The sequence below is a fragment of the Candidatus Rhodobacter oscarellae genome (assembly GCF_001078595.1).
Classification (GTDB): Bacteria; Pseudomonadota; Alphaproteobacteria; order Rhodobacterales; family Rhodobacteraceae; genus Rhodobacter_B; species Rhodobacter_B oscarellae.
The window spans coordinates 3,841,740-3,857,333 of record NZ_LFTY01000002.1 but is presented as its reverse complement, the minus strand read 5'-3'; the positions used below and the strand labels follow the sequence as shown (position 1 = coordinate 3,857,333).

General features: G+C 66.5%; 15 protein-coding genes. 1 reads left to right on the top strand and 14 read right to left on the bottom strand.

Annotated elements, in window-relative coordinates; genetic code table 11:
* Positions 1-18: 18 nt before the first annotated feature.
* The 4 genes from AIOL_RS23155 to AIOL_RS23140 form a co-directional block, all read right to left on the bottom strand.
* Entirely contained in the window at positions 19-267 is a 249-nt protein-coding gene (locus tag AIOL_RS23155) for an exodeoxyribonuclease VII small subunit (RefSeq protein WP_049645146.1), read from the bottom strand.
* Complete coding sequence (locus AIOL_RS23150; protein WP_049645145.1) at positions 264-1,199, bottom strand: histone deacetylase family protein; 936 nt, start codon at positions 1,197-1,199, stop codon at positions 264-266. The genes AIOL_RS23155 and AIOL_RS23150 overlap by 4 nt, the downstream gene beginning before the upstream one ends.
* A gap of 237 nt (positions 1,200-1,436) precedes the next feature.
* Positions 1,437-2,138 carry a response regulator gene (locus AIOL_RS23145; RefSeq protein ID WP_049645144.1) on the bottom strand — a complete coding sequence of 234 codons (702 nt, stop codon included), beginning with the start codon at positions 2,136-2,138 and terminating at the stop codon, positions 1,437-1,439.
* A complete protein-coding gene (locus AIOL_RS23140) occupies positions 2,135-2,644 on the bottom strand; it encodes a MarR family winged helix-turn-helix transcriptional regulator (protein WP_049645642.1) in 510 nt (169 codons plus the stop codon). The genes AIOL_RS23145 and AIOL_RS23140 overlap by 4 nt, the downstream gene beginning before the upstream one ends.
* Positions 2,645-2,819: 175 nt before the next feature.
* On the opposite strand from AIOL_RS23140, the gene AIOL_RS23135 reads away from it, so the two are divergent.
* On the top strand, positions 2,820-3,689 hold the full coding sequence (locus AIOL_RS23135) for a branched-chain amino acid aminotransferase (RefSeq protein ID WP_049645143.1): 870 nt from the start codon (positions 2,820-2,822) through the stop codon (positions 3,687-3,689).
* Between the two features lie 63 nt (positions 3,690-3,752).
* On the opposite strand, the gene AIOL_RS23130 is transcribed toward AIOL_RS23135, so the two are convergent.
* The 10 genes from AIOL_RS23130 to AIOL_RS23085 all read right to left on the bottom strand — a co-directional run bounded on the left by AIOL_RS23130 (position 3,753) and on the right by AIOL_RS23085 (position 15,487).
* Positions 3,753-4,667 carry a DMT family transporter gene (locus tag AIOL_RS23130; RefSeq protein ID WP_049645142.1) on the bottom strand — a complete coding sequence of 305 codons (915 nt, stop codon included), beginning with the start codon at positions 4,665-4,667 and terminating at the stop codon, positions 3,753-3,755.
* A 43-nt stretch (positions 4,668-4,710) separates the two neighbouring features.
* The gene (gene queG / locus AIOL_RS23125) at positions 4,711-5,745 is read right to left on the bottom strand and encodes a tRNA epoxyqueuosine(34) reductase QueG (RefSeq protein ID WP_049645641.1); all 1,035 of its coding nucleotides are present in this window, start codon (positions 5,743-5,745) and stop codon (positions 4,711-4,713) included.
* 72 nt (positions 5,746-5,817) lie between these two features.
* Complete coding sequence (fzlA, locus tag AIOL_RS23120; RefSeq protein ID WP_049645141.1) at positions 5,818-6,483, bottom strand: FtsZ-binding protein FzlA; 666 nt, start codon at positions 6,481-6,483, stop codon at positions 5,818-5,820.
* Positions 6,484-6,540: 57 nt separating this feature from the next.
* A complete protein-coding gene (mtgA, locus tag AIOL_RS23115; RefSeq protein ID WP_049645140.1) occupies positions 6,541-7,251 on the bottom strand; it encodes a monofunctional biosynthetic peptidoglycan transglycosylase in 711 nt (236 codons plus the stop codon).
* Between the two features lie 184 nt (positions 7,252-7,435).
* Positions 7,436-7,804, bottom strand: coding sequence for a DUF4189 domain-containing protein (locus tag AIOL_RS23110; RefSeq protein WP_049645139.1), 369 nt, complete (start codon positions 7,802-7,804; stop codon positions 7,436-7,438).
* A 93-nt stretch (positions 7,805-7,897) separates the two neighbouring features.
* Positions 7,898-8,224 (bottom strand): DUF4189 domain-containing protein, encoded by a 327-nt coding sequence (locus AIOL_RS23105; protein WP_235439145.1) that lies wholly within the window; start codon positions 8,222-8,224, stop codon positions 7,898-7,900.
* A 172-nt stretch (positions 8,225-8,396) separates the two neighbouring features.
* Positions 8,397-12,917: a glutamate synthase large subunit gene (gene gltB, locus AIOL_RS23100; protein ID WP_049645137.1), complete on the bottom strand. Its 4,521-nt coding sequence runs from the start codon at positions 12,915-12,917 to the stop codon at positions 8,397-8,399.
* Between the two features lie 170 nt (positions 12,918-13,087).
* Complete coding sequence (locus AIOL_RS23095; protein WP_235439144.1) at positions 13,088-13,504, bottom strand: GFA family protein; 417 nt, start codon at positions 13,502-13,504, stop codon at positions 13,088-13,090.
* Positions 13,501-13,920 carry a GFA family protein gene (locus AIOL_RS23090; protein ID WP_049645136.1) on the bottom strand — a complete coding sequence of 140 codons (420 nt, stop codon included), beginning with the start codon at positions 13,918-13,920 and terminating at the stop codon, positions 13,501-13,503. The genes AIOL_RS23095 and AIOL_RS23090 overlap by 4 nt, the downstream gene beginning before the upstream one ends.
* 133 nt (positions 13,921-14,053) lie before the next feature.
* Positions 14,054-15,487: an NAD(P)-dependent oxidoreductase gene (locus tag AIOL_RS23085; protein WP_049645135.1), complete on the bottom strand. Its 1,434-nt coding sequence runs from the start codon at positions 15,485-15,487 to the stop codon at positions 14,054-14,056.
* Between the last annotated feature and the right edge of the window lie 107 nt (positions 15,488-15,594).

Genomic DNA, 15,594 nt, shown 5'->3' with positions numbered 1-15,594 from the left:
CTATTCGCTCTTGAATAGTCACGATGCATCGAGCGGCTGCGTGCCTGTGGCCTGCCCATCGGCGTTCAGCGTGATCGCGGCGACCTTTTCTTCGGCCTCTTTCAGCTTGGCCTCGCAGCGCTTCTTCAGCTCGGCGCCGCGCTCGTAGAGCTTGATCGAGGCCTCCAGTTCCACGTCACCTGATTCCAGCTGGCCCACGACCGCCTCCAGGGCGCGCATCGCCTCCTCAAAGCTCATCTCGCCAACGGGTTTCTCTGTGTCGCTCATCCGGCTACCTCCATCAGGACCTGCACATGCGCCGCGGTGCCCTCCGCCAGCGCGCCCAGGTCATAGCCGCCCTCAAGCGTGGACACAACGCGCCCGTCGCAGACCGCGTCCGCCGTCTCGCAGATGCGGCGGGTGACCCAGGCGAAGTCCTCGGTCGTCCAGTTCAGGTTCGCCAGCGGGTCGTCCGCATGGGCGTCGAACCCGGCCGAGATCAGGATCAGCTCGGGCTGCCAGTCGCGCACGGCGGGCAGGATCACCTGGTCATAGGCGGCGCGCATCTGGGCGCTGCCCGTCATCGGATCAAGCGGCGCGTTCAGCACGTTGTCATGGGCGCCGGTCTCATGCGCCGCACCCGAGCCGGGGTAGAGCGGCATCTGGTGCGATGAAGCAAACAAGGCGCGCCCCTCGCTCCACAGCAGATCCTGCGTGCCATTGCCGTGATGCACGTCGAAATCGATGACGGCAACGCGGCCCAGCCCATGATGATCCAGCGCGCGCTTGGCGGCGATGGCCACCGAGCCGAAGAGGCAAAAGCCCATGGCAGTGGCGGTCTCGGCATGGTGCCCCGGCGGGCGCATCGCGGTAAAGGCATTGCCCGCCTTACCGGCCAGCACCGCGTCCACGGCGGCGCAGTTGCCGCCCACCGCGCGCATGGCCGACTCCAGCGAGCCGGGCGAGACATGGGTGTCCGCGTCCAGCGAGCGGTAGCCCTCGGCCGGGATCGCGGCCTCGATCCGCGCCACGTAGTCCTCGGGGTGGCAGCGCAGGACCTCCGCGCGGTCGCCCATCGGCGCCTCTTTGCGGATCAGCCCGTCGAAGGCGGGGTCAGACAAAGCCTGGGTGATCGCCTGATAGCGCGCCACCCTCTCGGGATGGCCCGGCGGGGTCACGTGTTCCAGACTGGCGGGGTGTGATAAGAGCAGCGTTGACATGGTACCATAGGAACCGCAAAGGCGGCCGAATGACAAGCATCCTTCACGCCGCACTGGTGGCGGTGCTCTGCGCGCGGTGCGCACCGATCTTAGGGCGCGGCCGGTGACACGCGGGACCGATCCCCAGGAGATCCCCAAGCCCTACGGCCGCGATTGGGAGTAACGTTGATGCTTGGCGGGGCAAATTTCTTGCAAGAAATTTACAAAAATCTTGGAAGATTTTTGTGTCGCCCAGCTTCAATCGGGTGCCAGCATATACCCCGCGCCGCGTACCGTTTGCAGGTAGCGCGGCTGCTTGGGGTCGGTCTCGATCTTGCGCCGCAGGCGCGTGATCTGCACATCCACCGCGCGCTCCTGCGCCTGGCCATGGTCCCGGCCCAGATCCTCAACCAGCTTGGACCGGGTCAGCGCCTCCCCCGGCGCGGCCGAGAAGATCTTCATCAGCTGCGATTCCGTGGCCGTAAGCCGCACCATTTCGTCGCCGCGCCACATCTCGCCGCGCTCGATGTCGTAGCGGATGGGCCCCAGGGACAGCACCTTAGGCGCGGCGTCAGGCTCAGCGGCGGGGATCCGGCGCAGGATCGCGTTGATCCGCAGCAGCAGCTCCTTTGGCTCGAAGGGCTTGGGCAGATAGTCGTCGGCCCCGGCCGCCAGCCCCTCAATGCGGTCATCCGTGTCGCCCCGCGCGGTCAGCAGCAGGATCGGGGTCGTGGTGCCCTCGGCGCGCAGGGCCCTGGTGAGGCTTAACCCGTCCTCGCCCGGCATCATCACGTCCAGCACGATCATGTCGAACTCCAGCCCGCTCAGCACGCTGCGCGCATGGGCGGCGTCCCGCGCGGCGGTGACCCAGAAGCCGTTCCGCATCAGGAACTTCTGCAACAGGCCGCGAATGCGCTCGTCATCGTCCACAATTAAGAGATGCGCGTCGGGTAGGGTCATGATCCGGCCTCTTTCAACGCTTTGAAATGGTGGTGCAGGTCAGTGTCCATCATCGCCTCCAGCACGGTGCGAAAGCCCGCGACCGCTTCGGGCCCGGCGCTGCGATAGGCGGCCCGCATGCGCACGCGTTGCGCGTCGGAGAGCTCTCGCTCCAAAGCCGCGCCGGTCTCGGTCAGGAAGAGGTTGCGCTGGCGCTTGTCCTGCGCGCCCACGCGGCTCTCGACCAGCCCGTCCTCGATCAACGCGCGCAAGACGCGGTTCAGCGATTGCTTGGTGACGCCGAGGATGTTCAGCAGGTTGTTGACCGTGGTGCCCGGGGCGCGGTTGATGAAATGCACCGCGCGGTGATGCGCCCGCCCGTAGCCGTGCGCGGCCAGGATGCGGTCGGGATCGGCGGTGAAGCCGCGATAGGCAAAGAACATCGCCTCGATCCCCTTGCGAAGCTGCTCGTCGGTCAGAAACAGAAGGCTCTCGCCCCCCGGACCGCCGGTACCGCCCTCTGCCATGCACATCGCCCCGCTGATCACATCTGGGTCCATTTTATGTCAGCCTTGTTGACATTCCAAGGGTGAACCTTTATCGATTCGCCGGATTTGGCGCAACTTTATGTCCGCATCGGCCATAATTTGCGCAATAATTGAAAAGATTGGGCCTTTGCCCGCCAATGTAAGGACCGCAAACATGGCTGCAGGATACGACGATCGCGACGGGGTCATCTGGCTGGACGGCAAGCTTGTGCCGTGGCGCGAGGCCAACGTGCACATCCTAAGCCACGGGCTGCATTACGCCTCCTCCGTGTTCGAGGGCGAGCGCGCCTATGGCGGCAAGATCTTCCTCAGCCGCAAGCACTCCGAGCGGCTGCTGTTCTCCGGCAACGAGATCGACATGCCGATCCCCTACACGGTCGACCAGATCGAGGCCGCGAAATACGAGGTGCTGAACGCCAACGGCCTAAAGGACGCCTATGTGCGGCCCGTGTGCTGGCGCGGCTCGGGCGAAGACATGGGTGTCAGCTCGGCGCGCAACCCCGTCCGCATGGCCATCGCGGTCTGGGAGTGGGGCGCCTATTACGGCGACAGCAAGTTCAAGGGCGCCAAGCTGGACATCTCCAAGTGGAAGCGCCCCAGCCCCGACACCATCCCGGTCCATGCCAAGGCCGCCGGCCTTTACATGATCTGCACCACGTCCAAGCACGCCGCCGAGGCCAAGGGCTGCTCGGACGCGCTGTTCTTTGACTACCGCGGCTACGTGGCCGAGGCGACGGGCGCGAACGTGTTCTTCGTGAAGGATGGCGAGGTGCACACGCCCCTGGCGGACACCTTCCTCAACGGGCTGACCCGGCAGACGGTGATCGGCATGCTCAAGGACCGCCAGATCAAAGTGCATGAGCGCCATATCGACCCCGGCGAGATGGAGGACATGCAGCAATGCTGGCTGACCGGCTCGGCGGCAGAGGTCACCCCGGTGGGCTCCATCGGGGACTACAATTTCGAGGTCGGCAACCTGACGCGAGAGATCGCTGACGGCTATGACAAGCTGGTGCGGGCGTAGCTCGGCGCTATCGCGCTGACCCTTGTTGCGAAACCGGCCGCCGCGGAGCGTGCGGCCGACCGCTCAGCCGTTCTTCAGCAAGCTGCGCACCTTCTGCTCGGCGGTGCGTTGGTGCCCCAGCGCGCGCTCGCGCAGCACGATGGCGATGCCGGAGGCGATCACCAGCGCCGCGCCGCCCAGCATGGCCAGCGTCGGCACCTCGCCGAAGAACACATAGCCCAGCCCCAGCGCCCAAATCATGCCGACATAGGTGAAGGGCGCCAGCGTGCCCGCGTCGGCGTGTTTGTAGCTGGCGGTCACAAAGAGCTGCCCGAGCCCGCCGAACAGCCCCGCCCCGACCAACCAGACCCATTCCACGCCCACCGGCCAGACCCAGCCAAAGGGCAGCGACAGCAGCGAAAGCGTGGAGGCGGTGCCGAGGAAGTAGAACACGATGGCGGTGGTGCTCTCCTTGCCGGCCATGCCCTTCAGGATCACCTGCGCGAAGGCCGCCAGCCCGGCGGAGACCAGCGTGGCCGACGCGCCCAGGAAGGCCGCGTCGCCGAGTTCTAGGTCCAGCCGCGGCCAGATGATGATCATGACACCGACCAGGCCGACCAGGACCGCCGTGACGCGGAAGCGGCGGATCACCTCGCCCAGGATCAGCGCCGCGAAGACCACCACCAAGATGGGCGTGACAAAGCGGATCGCCGTGGCCTCGGGCAGCGGGATCAGCTTGATCCCGTAGAACCCCAGCCCCATGGCGCAGCTGCCGGCGATGGCGCGCACGGCGTGCCCGCGCCAGCTCTGCACCCGCAGCCCCTCGCGCAGCCCGCCCCGCAGCGCCAGCCAGACGACCAGCACCGGCAGCGCGCAGAAGGCGCGGAAGAACACGATCTCGCCCGCGGGTATGCGGTCGGCGGCCTTCACCAGGGCGCCCATGATCGAGAATAGCGAGATCGCTGTGACCATCAGAAGGATGCCGCGGGACGGGTTCATCAGAGGTGCTTTCGAAGGGTTTCCCGCCTTTCCTATCAGGGGCTTACCCGGATGACCATTGCGCCAGCCGCATAGCTGCCCAGCGCGCGGCGTCGGCCACGGCGGGGTCGGGGTCGTCCGCTAGGGGCAGGGCGGCGGCCCGCAGGGCCGCCTCGCCCGAGTTACCGATGGCGTAGAGCACGTTGCGCACGAAACGGTCGCGGCCGATCCGCTTGATCGGCGACCCAGAGAACTTCGCCCGAAAGCCCGCGTCATCCAGCTGGACCAGCTCCGCCAGTCGTGGCGCGCGCAGGTCTTCGCGGGCGGCATAGCGGGTCTCATGCGCGGCTTGCGCGAACTTGTTCCAGGGGCAGACCGCCAGGCAGTCGTCGCAGCCGTAGATGCGGTTGCCCATCTTGGCGCGCAGCGCCTCGTCCACGCGGCCCTTGTGCTCGATGGTCAGGTAGGAAATGCAGCGCCGCGCGTCCAGTTGGAAGGGCGCGGGGAAGGCCTCGGTGGGGCAGATGTCCAGGCAGGCGCGGCAGGACCCGCAATGCTCGCCCTCGGGCGGGTCCGGGGCCAGCTCCAGGGTGGTGAAGATCGCGCCGAGAAAGAACCAGCTGCCCAGGTCGCGCGCCAGAAGGTTGGTGTGCTTGCCCTGCCAGCCCAGCCCAGCCGCCTCGGCCAGGGGCTTTTCCATCACCGGGGCAGTGTCGACGAAGACCTTGATCTCGCAGGGGCTTTGCTCGATCAACCAGCGCCCCAGCCGCTTGAGGCGCTTCTTGACGATGTCGTGATAGTCGCGGTTCTGGGCGTAGACCGAGATCGCGGCGCGGTCGCGTTGCCCCAGCACCTCCAGGGGGTCATGGTCGGGCGTGTAGGCCTCGGCGAGCATAATCACAGAGCGCGCCTCGGGCCAGAGCGCCGCCGGGTCGCCGCGCCAATGCATGCGCTCGGCCATCCAGCCCATCTGGCCGTGCCGCCCCTTCTCGACGAACTGCGCCAGCCGGGCGGCCGCATCCGGCACGGCGTCCGGCACCGTCACCCGGCATTTCGAGAACCCCTCCTGCAAGGCGCGCGCCACAAGTGCCGCCTTCACATGGTCCTGCTTCTTTTCGGCTTCAAATACGGCGGGGGGTTTGGGGGGCTGGCCCCCCAACGGCCCAGGCATCTAAAAGTCCAGGTCGGCGTAATGCGCGGGCGGCGGGAAGCCGGGGACCTGGTCGGCCAGGATCGACCGAAAGGCGGGGCGCGACTTGATCTTGGCGTACCAGTCCTTGACCACCGCGCTGCGGTTCCAGTCCACATCCGAGATGTAGTCCAGCGCGCTCAGATGCGCGGCGGCGGCGAAATCGGCCAGCGTCATGACGTCGCCGGCCAGCCAGCGGCGCTGGTCCAGCAGCCAGCCCATATAGTCCAGGTGGTACTTGATCTTCTGCGCGCCGGCCTTGACGTTCTTGGACTCCGGATAGCCCCGGCCCATGATCTTTTTGTTGACGCGCTCGTAGAGCAGCTTCGAGGTCACCTCTTGGTGAAACTTGTCATCGAACCAGGCAACCAGCCGGCGCACCTCGAACCGCGCGTCCTTGCCCTCGGGCATCAGGGCGGGCTGGGGATGCGCCTCTTCGATATACTCGCAGATCGCCGCGCTTTCGGTCATCACGCGGCCGCCCATCTTGAGCACGGGGACCTTCCCGGCGGGGTTGCGGCGCATGAATTCGGGCTGCTGCTCCCAATAGCGCTCCTCGACCAGTTCCACCTCGATCTTCTTTTCGGCCAGCGACAGGCGAACCTTGCGGCAGAAGGGCGAGAGCGGAACGTGAAAGAGACGGTTCATTTGTTCGTTTGGCTATTTATGCGGGTTTGCCCTCAATGCCGCGAAAGGCCGGGCAGTTCAATCCTCGAAACAATCGGCGCGGCCATCGGCGCGGATAGTGGCCGCCCCGTCGGCGATGGCGGCCGCGCGCTTGGCCACGCGGGCAGAGGGACTGGCGGCGTCGCGCCCCTTCGGGTTGGGCAGTATCGCGGCCAGCCTGGCCGCCTCCCGCCCCGAGAGTTGCGCGGCGGATTTGCCAAAATAATGCTTAGCGGCGGCCTCCACCCCGAACACGCCCGCGTCGAATTCGGCGATGTTGAGATACACCTCCAGGATGCGGCGCTTGGGCCAAAGCGTCTCGACCAGCGGCGTGATCAACGCCTCCAGCGCCTTTCGCGCCCAGGAGCGCCCGTGCCAAAGATAGGCGTTTTTGACGGTCTGCTGGCTGATGGTGGAACCGCCTCGGGCACTCCCATCGTCCAGGGCGGCGCGGATGGCCGCCATGTCGAACCCCCAATGCAGGCAGAAATTGGCGTCCTCGGCCGCCACAGCGGATCGCGCCATGACCGGTGCGATCTCCGCCCAGGGGACCCATTGCCGCTCGACTTCGCCCAGGCGCCGCACCTCAGAGAGGATGTACGGCGTGGTCGGCGGCGGCATCACCCGGTAAGCCAGCACGGCGAGCACCACAAGCAACACGGCAAGGACGCACAACCGGACCGCCCAGCGCAACAGGAACCGGATTGGCCGGACGCGTGGCTTTGGCTGCGGTTTTGCTTTCTTCGCCATGGCCAGAGGCAAAACACGCGCCGCCGCCTGGCGTCAAGCCATCATGGCGCCCCATTTTAACGACGCGCGACCGCGCCCACCCTGGGTCGATTGTTCCCCGAGTCGCGCTAATAATTGATGAACTTTTGCAATCGACCCAGGGCCCGTCGCACCAAGCCACCCAAGCCGCGCCCCGAAGGCGCTGTCAGTATGAGCAGGCCCAGACCCGGACTTGGCAGTTGCCGGAATTGCTGTAGTCCAGGCAGGTATCCACCGCGTAGTATTCGGCCAGTTCCTGCGTGTCGCCCCAGCCGGATCCCCAGGCGCCGTCCGACGCACTCGCGATCGCGCCGCAGGCGTTGACGAAGCTGTACCATTGCTCGCAGTTAGGGCATTCGCCAAAGAGCCGGTCGAGCGCGCCGTTCTCGCTTGGGTAGCCCGTGGAGTAGCCCCAGACCCCGTTCGGGCCGATCCCCACCGCGCCCCAGCAATCCTGGTAACCGCAGGCCAGGGCAGCGGCGGAGCCGAGATGCAGCAGGGCCGCGGCGGCGGCAACAAGGATCGCATGGCGCATGGCTGTCTCCTTTCGCAATAAGGGTATCATAGCGCAGCCATCACGCCACAAAGATTTCCATAGGGCTTGCCCAAGGGCGGGGCGCTGGCTGCGTCATTGAGAGCAGGCGGTGACGCGCACCCGGCAGGCGCGCTCGCCGCTGGCCTCGCACGCGGCTGTGGCCTGCTGCAGGGCGTCCTCTTGGGTGCTCCCGAAACCGGCGAAGCGCGCGGTCTGCCCGGACTGCACGATCGCGCCGCAGCCGGAATGGAACACCTCGATTTGTGTGCATTTGCCGTTGCAAACCCGATCGGCGCGCGCCCAGGCGTCCGGCGCGGTGCGCATCGCGCTGGCGCGGGCCGCCAAGCCGCGGTCGCCGACGGCCACCGCGCCCCAGCACACCCCATAGGTGCAGCCCGCCGCCACGGGCGCGCTAAACACGGCTAGAAAAAGGATTATCGCCGCCCCGAGGCGGCTGGAAATTTGCAAAGCAATCATGCGACCCACCCAGATCTATCTGCCAAAAAAGATGCATATCCTGTTAAAGTTTGCAACGAAAAAGGGCCGAAACACGTGTTCCGGCCCCGATTCCACGATCTTGGACTGCGTCGCGCTAGGCGATCTCCACTCCGGGCTCATCGCTCAGCGGGTGCGCAAGGTGAGCCAGCATCTCTTTGGGGCAGATCTGCAGGAAGTTCGTCCGCTCGCGGTCCCAATGGGTCAGCAGCTCCATCGCCAGCTGGCTGCCGGTCTCCTCGGCGTGGCGCTCCACAAGGCCCTCAAGCTGTCCCATCCAATGATCCACGGTCACCGGGCAGGTCACCAGGGTCTCCATGTTCATCAGGTCCTGCGCGGTGCCCTCGGGGTCATAAAGATAGGCCATGCCGCCCGTCATGCCGGCGCCGAAATTGGCCCCGATGCCGCCCAGGATGACGGCCACGCCTCCGGTCATATACTCGCAGCCGTTCGAGCCGCAGCCCTCGACCACCACGCTAGCGCCAGAGTTGCGCACGCAGAACCGCTCGCCCGCGCGGCCCGCCGCAAACAGGTAGCCATCCGTGGCCCCGTATAGCACCGTGTTGCCGATGATGGTGTTCTCGGCCGCCACCAGCGGCGAGCTCATCGGCGGGCGCACCACCACGGTGCCGCCGCTCAAGCCCTTGCCGACATAGTCGTTGGCGTCGCCCGAGACCTCCAGCCGCAGCCCCGGCGCCGCGAAGGCCCCCAGCGACTGCCCGGCAGAGCCCGTCAGCTTGATCGACAGATGGTCGGGCTGCAGCGAATTGCGCATCCCGAAGCGCTGCACGATATGGCTCGAGACCCGGGTGCCGACCGTGCGGTGCGTGTTTTGCACCGCGTAGGAAAGCTGCATCTTCTCGCCATCATCCAGGAAACGCTGCGCGTCGCGCACGATCTCGGCGTCCAGCGTGTCCGGCACCTCCTCGCGCTCGCGCTCGCGGTCATAGACGATGTCCATGGCGCCATCGACCGTGATCAACAGCGGGTTCAGATCCAGATCGTCCAGATGCGCCGAGCCGCGGCTGACCTGGCCCAGCAGGTCGGCGCGCCCGATCACCTCGTCCAGGCTCCGCGCGCCGAGGCTCGCGAGGATCTCGCGCACCTCCTGGGCGTAGAAGGTGATCAGGTTGACGACCTTATCCGCCGAGCCGGTGAACTTCTCGCGCAGGCGCTCGTCCTGGGTGCAGACGCCCACCGGGCAGGTGTTGGACTGGCACTGCCGCACCATGATGCAGCCCATGGCGATCAGGGCGGCGGTGCCGATGCCGTATTCCTCGGCCCCCAGCATGGCGGCCATCACGATGTCGCGGCCGGTGCGCAGGCCCCCGTCCGTGCGCAGGGTCACCCGGTCGCGCAGGTTGTTCATCGCCAGCACCTGATGTGCCTCGGTCAGGCCCATCTCCCAGGGCAGGCCGGCATATTTGATCGAGGTCGCGGGGCTGGCGCCGGTGCCGCCGTTATGCCCTGAGATCAGGATCACGTCGGCCTTGGCCTTGGCCACCCCGGCGGCGATGGTGCCCACGCCGCTGGCGGCCACCAGTTTCACCGTCACCTTGCAGCGCGGGTTGATCTGCTTGAGGTCATAGATCAGCTGCGCCAGGTCCTCGATCGAGTAGATGTCGTGATGCGGCGGCGGGCTGATCAGTGTCACGCCGGGGGTGGAGTGCCGCAGGCGCGCGATCAGCTCGGTCACCTTCATGCCGGGCAGCTGCCCGCCCTCGCCGGGCTTGGCGCCCTGGGCGACCTTGATCTCTAGCTCTTCGCAGTGGTTGAGGTACTCGGCGGTCACGCCAAAGCGCCCAGAGGCCACCTGCTTGATCTTGGCGCTTGGGTTGTCGCCGTTGGCCTCGGGCGTGAAATGCGCCGGGTCCTCGCCGCCCTCGCCGCTGTCGGACTTGGCGCCGATGCGGTTCATGGCGACGTTCAGCGTCTTATGCGCCTCCGGGCTCAACGCGCCCAGGGACATGCCCGGCGTCACGAAGCGCTTGCGGATCGAGGTGATGCTCTCGACCTCCTCAATCGGCACCGGCGCGCCCATGGCCTTAAAGTCCATCAGGTCGCGCAGATGGATCGGCGGGTTAGAGCGCATCTTGGCGCTGTATTGCTTCCAGACCTCATAGCTCGCGCGGTTGCAGGCGGCCTGCATCATATGCATGGACTGCGCCTCCCAGGCATGGGTCTCGCCGGACCGGCGCGCCTTGTAGAAGCCGCCGATGGGCAGCACGTCCTGCTGGCCCAGCCAGCCGCGGGCGTGCACCTCGATCAGCTTCTTCTGGATGCCGTTGATGCCGATGCCGGAGATGCGGCTATGCATGCCGGGGAAGAACTCGGCCACCAGGGCGCGGCTCAGGCCCACGGCCTCAAAATTCAGCCCGCCGCGATAGCTCGACATCACCGAGATGCCCATCTTGGACATGATCTTGAGCAGCCCCGCATCCACCGCGGCGCGGTAGCGGCCCATCACCTCGGTCAGCGCGCCGTCCAGCAGCCCGCGCTCGATGCGGTCGGCCAGGCTGTCCTCGGCCAGGTAGGCGTTCACCACCGTGGCGCCGCAGCCGATCAGCACGGCGAAGTAATGCGGGTCGATGCATTCGGCGCTGCGCACGTTGAGCGAGCAGAAGGTCCGCAGCCCTTTGCGCGTCAGCCAGCTATGCACGGCGCTCGTGGCCAGGATCATTGGCATGGCGACCTTGCCCGGGCCCTGATGCTGGTCGGTCAGCACGATATGCGCAGCACCAGAGCGCACGGCGTCCTCGGCCTCGGACCGGATGCGGTCCAGCCCGGCCTGCAGGGCGCCGTCCAGCGCGAAGGTGCAGTCGATCTCGACCACGTTGCCGCCAAAGCTCTCGACCAGCTTGTCGAACTGCGCGTTGGCCACGAAGGGGCTGTCCAGCACCAGGATCTCGGTCTGGCTGCCGTCCTCGTCCAGCACGTTCTTGAGGTTGCCGAACCGGGTCTTCAGGCTCATCACGCGGTACTCGCGCAGGCTGTCGATGGGCGGGTTGGTCACCTGGCTAAAGTTCTGCCGGAAGAAATGGCTCAGCGGGCGGTATTTCTCGGACAGCACCGCGCTGGGCGTGTCGTCGCCCATGCTGGCGATCATCTCTTTGCCGTCCTCGGCCATCGGCGCCAGGACCTGCTCTAGCTCCTCCAGCGAGTACCCCGCCGCGATCTGGCGCTTGCGCAGCTCGGCGCCGCTGAACAGGGGCGCCTCTGTGACGCTCGCCAGCGCCTCGTCGAGATCGGTGATCTTGCCCACCCACTCGCCGAAGGGCAGCGCGCGGGCCAGCTTGTCCTTGATCTCGGTGTCGTGGAACAGCGTGCCCTTCTTCATGTCGACGGCCAGCAGCTGGCCGGGGCCAAGCGCGCCCTTCTCGACCACGCGGGCCTCGTCGGTGGGCACCATGCCCGCCTCGGAGCCCGCGATCACCAGCCCGTCGCCGGTGACCACATAGCGCATCGGGCGCAGCCCGTTGCGGTCCAGCCCGGCGCAGACCCAGCGGCCATCGGTCATGGCCAGGGCGGCGGGCCCGTCCCAGGGCTCCATCACGGCGTTGCAATAGGCGTACATGTCGCGCCAGGATTGCGGCAGCTCTTGCGCCTGCTTGGACCAGCTCTCGGGCACCAGCATGGTCTTGGCCATCGGCGCGGAGCGCCCGGCGCGCACCAGCACCTCGAACACGCTGTCCAGGGCGGCGCTGTCCGACGACCCGGACGCGATGATCGGCTTGATGTCCTCGGCATGGTCGCCAAACGAGGCGCTGGCCATGCGGATCTCATGGCTCTTCATCCAGTTGGTGTTGCCCTTCAGCGTGTTGATCTCGCCGTTATGGGCCAGCATGCGGAAGGGCTGCGCCAGCCACCATTGCGGGAAGGTGTTGGTGGAATAGCGCTGGTGGTAGATCGCAAAGGCGCTCTCGAACCGCTCGTCCTGCAGGTCGGGGTAGAAGTCAGCGACCTGCTCGGCCAGCATCATGCCCTTGTAGATGATCGAGCGGCAGCTCAGGCTCGCGATGTAGAGCCCCTGCATCGTCTGGGTGGCCTTCTCGATGCGGCGGCGGATGACGTAAAGCTCGCGCTCAAAGGTCTCCTCGTCCACGCCCTTGGAGTTGCTGATCAGGATCTGCTCGATCTCGGGGCGGGTGGCGTTGGCCTTCTCGCCCAGGCAGGCGACGTTCACCGGCACGTGGCGCCAGCCGTAGATGTAGTAGCCCATGCGCAGGACTTCGCTTTCCACCACGGTGCGGCAGGCCTCCTGGGCGCCGAAATCGGTGCGCGGCAGGAACACCTGGCCCACGGCGATCATCTCGTCGGTGTTGGGCGTGTGGCCGGTGCGCTCGACCTGCTCAAAGAAGAACGGCACAGGGATCTGCACATGGATGCCCGCGCCGTCGCCGGTCTTGCCATCGGCGTCCACCGCGCCGCGGTGCCAGACGGCCTTGAGCGCGTCGATGCCATTCTCGACCACCTTGCGGCTGGGCTTGCCGTCGATGGAAACCACGAGCCCCACGCCGCAGGAGGCGTGCTCGTCATCTTCGCGGTAGAGCCCGTGCTCGGCCATATAGGCGCGCTTGGCCTGCTCTTGGGCGACCCAGTTGGCGTCATATTTGGTCATATCGTAACCTCCATACTCGTCGATCTGCGCGGCTGGCTTGGATCAGCTCAGCGCGCCGCAGTCGAACCGTCCTTTATTCTTCAAGAAACCCGGCTCGCCGGGATGTATCACCTGCTCCAGCGCGCGCCTCCTGGCGCGACGGGCCCCGCGGGCCTGGTCCCGGGTATCACTTATCGGCCCGCCCCGTCGCTCGGGCCGGTGAAGAACGCCACGATCTCGGCGCCGGTCATCTGGCGGCGCTCGCCCGCGAAGGCGTAGCCGGCGGGCTTCTGGTCGATCCAGACCTCCAGCGCGATGGGCATCTCGCCGGTGTCAAAGAGCCCTGCGGCGAAGCGGTGCGGCCCGGCGGGGTCGGTCATGCGGTACCACAGGCCGGAGCCGCATTCCGCGCAATGGGCGCGCTCGGCCCAGTCGCTGGTCTGCACGACCTTCGCGGGGCCGGTGATCTTTGCGCCGGGCTTGGCCTCGACCGCCACGAAGGGGCCAGAGCACCAGCGGCGGCACATCTCGCAATGGCAGGCCGTCAGATTGTCGCGCGCCAGCTCGGCGGTCACGGTGACCGCGCCGCACATGCATTGCCCCTTCATTCCCTCGCCTCCCGATAGGCGCGCAGTTTCTCTTGCTCCTGCGCCTCTGTCGACTGCCCGGCGGCCTCCCAATGCGGCAGCCAGTCCGGGCGGTGGTCGACAAAGATCTCTTCGCCCATCGTGAACCCGGACTGGTCCTCGAAGAGCCCGACGGGCAGGTCGGTGATCCCGCCGCCCTGCATCTTCCAGTAAAGCGTGCTGCCGCAGGTCTTGCAGAAGGCGCGCTCGCCCCATTCGCTGGCGCGGAAGCTTGCGATGTGATCGGCGCCAGAGACGGTCACGTTCTTGACCAAGGCAATGACAAGCGGCCCGCCGCCGGTCCAGCGCTGGCATTGCTTGCAATGGCAGGCCTGGATCTTGTCAGAGGCGATCTCGGCGTCGAATTCAACCGCGCCGCAGAGGCAATGCGCTTTCATCGTTCCTTAATCCTTTAGGTCAGGACCTGCGACCTGTTGCGCGATCCGGTCAATGTGCGTGCCAGACGATTGCCCGACAAAAGTCCGACGTTTTGCCGACGTTTTGCCGACAGCGAATTTCTCGCCCAAACCGTCATTCCGCCGCCATCACAGTGGGCGCGTTCAGGTACTCCAGGATGCTATCGGCGGCCTCTCGGCCGTCGCGGATCGCCCAGACAACCAGGCTGGCGCCGCGCACGATGTCGCCCGCCGCATAGACGCCCTCCAGCGAGGTCGCATGGGTGCGGAAATCGGCCTTCACGGTGCCCCAGCGGGTGACCTCTAGCCCGTCCACGCCCCAAAGCTTGGGCAGGTCCTCGGGCTCAAAGCCCAGCGCCATGATCACCAGGTCGGCGCCCTCGACGTAATCGGCGCCCTCGATGACCTCAGGCGCGCGGCGGCCGCTGGCATCCGGCGCGCCCAGGCGCATCTTCTGCACCATGACGCCCTCGATGCTGTCACCGGTGAAGCCCTTGGGCGCGGTCAGCCAGACGAACTCGACGCCCTCTTCCTCGGCGTTCTGCACCTCGCGTTGGCTGCCCGGCATGTTCTCGCGGTCGCGGCGATAGAGGCATTTCACGCTGGTGGCGCCCTGGCGCACCGCGGTGCGCACGCAGTCCATCGCGGTGTCGCCGCCGCCGATCACCACGACGCGCTTGCCCGCGGCGTTCAGCTCGCCGTTGTCGAACTCTTCTACCTCGTCGCCAAAGCTCTTTTTGTTGCTGACGGTCAGGTAATCAATCGCCCGCACGACGCCCTCGGCGCCGACGCCGGGGGCCTGCAAGTCCCTTGATTTATAGACCCCCGTGGCGATCAGCACCGCGTCATGCTTGCCGCGGATCGCCTCAAAGCTCAGGTCCTCGCCGACATTGCAGTTCAGCACGAACTCCACGCCGCCCTCGATCTGCTGGTCGACGCGCTTCATCACCACGTCCTTCTCCAGCTTAAAGCCGGGGATGCCGTAGGTCATCAGCCCGCCGGCGCGGTCATAGCGGTCGTAGACGGTGACCTGCACGCCCTGGCGGCGCAGCGCGTCGGCGGCGGCCATGCCGCCGGGGCCCGCGCCGATGATGGCGACGCTCTCGGCGCGCTCCTGGGGGGCCACGATGGGCTTCACCCAGCCCTGCTCCCAGGCCATGTCGGTGAGGTACTTCTCGATGGCGCCGATGGTCACGGTGCCGTGGCCGGATTGCTCGATGACGCAGTTGCCCTCGCACAGGCGGTCCTGCGGGCAGATCCGGCCGCAGACCTCGGTGAAGGTGTTGGTGGATTGGCTCAGCTCATAGGCCTCTTGCAGGCGGCCTTCGGCGGTGAGTTTCAGCCAGTCGGGGATGTTGTTGTGCAGCGGGCAGTGGCTCTGACAGTAGGGCACGCCGCATTGGCTGCAGCGCGCGGCCTGCTCGGCGGCCTTCTCGCGGGCGTACTCGGCATAAATCTCGTGGAAATCCTCGTTACGTATGCTCGCGTCACGCTTTTCGGGCATGTCACGGGCGACGTCTACGAATTGAAGCATGCGTTGCTTGGACATAGCGGCTAGATCTCCCTGGCTCCGCGCGTGGAGCGCCCGTATAGGCCACCCGTTTGCAGAAATAAAGTCAGTTAGTGTGACCTTTTTTCGAAGTTTAGACGGAAATC